3 protein-coding genes are annotated in these 3,570 nt (G+C 67.1%); 2 read left to right on the forward strand and 1 reads right to left on the reverse strand.

The window, feature by feature from the left end; genetic code table 11:
• Nucleotides 1–612: 612 nt before the first annotated feature.
• Complete coding sequence (locus HUW53_RS21655; RefSeq protein ID WP_237347816.1) at nucleotides 613–1,545, reverse strand: LysR family transcriptional regulator; 933 nt, start codon at nucleotides 1,543–1,545, stop codon at nucleotides 613–615.
• 114 nt (nucleotides 1,546–1,659) lie between these two features.
• Here HUW53_RS21655 and HUW53_RS21660 point away from each other — a divergent pair, with 114 nt between their 5' ends.
• Entirely contained in the window at nucleotides 1,660–3,126 is a 1,467-nt protein-coding gene (locus tag HUW53_RS21660) for a form I ribulose bisphosphate carboxylase large subunit (RefSeq protein WP_237347817.1), read from the forward strand.
• An 11-nt stretch (nucleotides 3,127–3,137) separates the two neighbouring features.
• Nucleotides 3,138–3,542 carry a ribulose bisphosphate carboxylase small subunit gene (locus HUW53_RS21665; protein WP_237347818.1) on the forward strand — a complete coding sequence of 135 codons (405 nt, stop codon included), beginning with the start codon at nucleotides 3,138–3,140 and terminating at the stop codon, nucleotides 3,540–3,542.
• Nucleotides 3,543–3,570: the final 28 nt, after the last annotated feature.

The raw sequence follows: 3,570 nt of genomic DNA on the forward strand, positions 1-3,570 counted from the left end.
CTGGAGCCCGGCGCCGAGGTTCGACGATCGCCCCCCAACAGGGCCTTCGAAAAGGAAGGGATTCTCGCCGCCCTGATCGTCCCTTCCTTGCAGCGAGCGTGTTTCGGCACGCTCGCTGCTCCCTCCATACCCCGCCCGCAAGGTGGGTCCGACATGCCCCCGACCCGGGCATCCGGCCGAGAACGGCCACCCCTCCCCGCCGTCCAGGCCACCGCCCCCCGGTGACCTGGAGCCCGGCGCCGAGGTTCGACGATCGCCCCCCAACAGGGCCTTCGAAAAGGAAGGGATTCTCGCCGCCCTGATGATCCCTTCCTTGCAGCGGGCGTGCCTCGGCACGCTCGCTGCCCACTCCATACCCCACCGCCGCAAGGTGGGTTCGACATGCCCCGACGCGGGCGTCTGGCCGAGAACGGCCACCCCTCCCCGCCGTCCAAGCCACCGCCCCCCGGTGGCCTGGAATACGGCGCGAGGGCGATGATTGCCCCCAACGGGGCGTTTGAAAAGGAAGGGATTCTCGCCGCCCTGATGATCCCTTCCTTGCAGCGGGCGTGCCTCGGCACGCCCGCTGTGCTTTTGGCGCGGACCCCGAACAACACGCACGCCGGGGCCGGATCAGCCCGCCAGGCGGGGGCCGGACATGTGGGGGCCGGACATGCGCGGCAGGAAGCTGCCGCCCTCCTTCGCCAGGAACGCCTGCAAGGCCGCCCCCGCCGGCAACAGCCGCTTCTCCCGCGCCCGCACCACCAGCCACTGTCGCATCACCGGCAATCCCACCACATCGAGCACCGCGAGACGCCCGTCGGCCACCTCCGCCGCCACCGTGTGGGCGGAGATGAAGCTGAGGCCGAGGCCCGCCATCACCGCCTGCTTGATGGTCTCGTTGGAGCCGATTTCCATGGCGATGAGCGGCGCCGTCGCGCCCGCCGCGTCGAACACGCGCGCCATCAGGATGCGTGTGCCCGACCCCTGCTCGCGCACCAGGAAGGCCTCCTTGGCGAGATCGTGGGGGGACAGCCGGCGGCGACGCACCAGCCGGTGATCGGTGGGCGCGATGATGACATGGGGATGGTCGCCGATCACCTCCATCTCCGCATCGAGCTCAGCCGGCGGGCGCCCCATCACGGCGAGATCGACATTGAGGCTCACCAGCCCCCCGATGATCTCGGCCCGGTTGCCGATGACGAGCTTCAGCTCAATGCCCGGATGGCGCTTGCGGAACGCCGCCAGGGCCATGGGCGCGAAATATTTCGCCGTGGACACCACCCCCACCACCACCGAGCCGGCATCGGGGCTTTTCAGCGCCAGAATGGCCCGTTCGGCTTCGTCCAGGGCCTGAAACACACGCTGCGATGCAGCAATCAGCTCCTTTCCCGCGGCGGTCGGTCGCAGCTTGCCGGCAATGCGCTCGAACACCGGAACCCCGAGTTCATCCTCGAGCGCCTTCATCTGGGCGGTCACCGCCGGCGGGCTCAAATTGAGCGCCGATGCGGCTTTGGCGAAGGAGCCGCAGGCCTCCGCCAGAGCCACGAGCCGCAGCTGTTTCAAGGTCCAGTGCACCGCGATATTCCATTTATGTGAAGGTGAACTTCAGATCATTCAAATTTACCTAATCCGCGGCCTGATGCAACTTTCGTCCAACAAGACAGGAGGGCCGCCAACATGGGTGCCGACGCCGCCATCGGGCAGATCAAGGACGCGAAGAAGAGGTACGCCGCCGGCGTGCTGAAATATGCCCAGATGGGCTATTGGGACGGCGATTATCAGCCGAAGGACACCGATGTCCTGGGCCTGTTCCGCGTGACCCCCCAAGAGGGCGTGGACCCCATCGAGGCCGCCGCCGCGGTCGCGGGCGAAAGCTCCACCGCCACCTGGACCGTGGTGTGGACCGACCGCCTCACCGCCGCCGACGTCTACCGCGCCAAGGCCTACAAGGTCGAGCCGGTGCCCGGCCAGCCGGGGCAGTATTTCTGCTGGGTCGCCTATGACCTCGACCTGTTCGAGGAAGGCTCGATCGCCAACCTCACCGCCTCCATCATCGGCAACGTATTCTCGTTCAAGCCGCTGAAGGCCTGCCGCCTGGAGGACATGCGCCTGCCGGTGGCCTATGTGAAGACCTTCCGCGGTCCGCCGACCGGCATCGTGGTGGAGCGTGAGCGCCTCGACAAGTTCGGCCGCCCCCTTCTGGGCGCCACCACCAAGCCGAAGCTGGGCCTTTCCGGCAAGAACTACGGCCGCGTGGTGTATGAGGGCCTCAAGGGCGGCCTCGACTTCGTGAAGGACGACGAGAACATCAATTCTCAGCCCTTCATGCACTGGCGCGACCGCTTCCTCTATTGCATGGAAGCCGTCAACAAGGCCCAGGCCGAGACCGGCGAGGTGAAGGGGCACTACCTCAACATCACCGCCGGGACCATGGAGGAGATGTACCGCCGCGCCGATTTCGCCAAGGAGCTCGGCTCGGTGGTGGTGATGGTGGACCTCATCGTCGGGTGGACCGCGATCCAGTCCATCTCCAACTGGTGCCGCGAGAATGACATGCTCCTGCACATGCACCGCGCGGGCCATGGCACCTACACCCGCCAGAAGGGGCACGGCATCTCGTTCCGCGTCATCGCCAAGTGGCTGCGCCTGGCCGGCGTCGACCACCTGCACACCGGCACCGCGGTGGGCAAGCTGGAAGGCGACCCCATGACCGTGCAGGGCTATTACAACGTCTGCCGCGAGACCACGACCCGGACCGACTACACTCGCGGCATCTTCTTCGACCAGGATTGGGGCGGCCTGCGCAAGGTGATGCCGGTGGCCTCCGGCGGCATCCACGCCGGCCAGATGCACCAGCTCATCGACCTGTTCGGCGAGGACGTGGTGCTTCAGTTCGGCGGCGGCACCATCGGCCATCCCGACGGCATCCAGGCCGGCGCCATCGCCAACCGCGTCGCGCTGGAAACCATGATCCTGGCCCGCAACGAGGGCCGCGACATCAAGAACGAAGGCCCGGAAATCCTGATCGAGGCCGCCAAATGGTGCGCTCCGCTCAAGGCCGCCCTCGATACCTGGGGCGAGGTGACCTTCAACTACGCCTCCACCGACACGTCCGACTTCGTGCCCACCACGTCCGTCGCCTGAGGAGAAGACCCATGCGCATCACTCAAGGCACCTTCTCCTTCCTGCCGGACCTCACCGACACGCAGATCAAGGCCCAGGTGCAGTATTGCCTGGAAAAGGGCTGGGCGGTCTCGGTGGAACATACCGACGATCCGCACCCGCGGAACAATTACTGGGAGATGTGGGGCCTGCCCATGTTCGACCTGCGCGACTCCGCCGGCGTGTTCGGCGAAATCGCGGCCTGCCGCGCCGCCTTCCCGAACAACTATATTCGGGTCAACGCCTTCGACTCCAGCCAGGGCTGGGAGACGGTCCGCCTCTCGTTCCTGGTGCAGCGTCCGGCCAAGGAAGAGGGCTTCCGCCTCGACCGCACCGAAGGCCCCGGCCGCACCCAGCGCTACGCCATGCGCCATCGCGCCCAGTTCGAGGCGCGCTGACCTCGAACGACAGCGCCGGGGCCCCCCC

This window comes from Xanthobacter agilis, from assembly GCF_021730435.1.
GTDB classification, from domain to species: Bacteria; Pseudomonadota; Alphaproteobacteria; order Rhizobiales; family Xanthobacteraceae; genus Xanthobacter; species Xanthobacter agilis.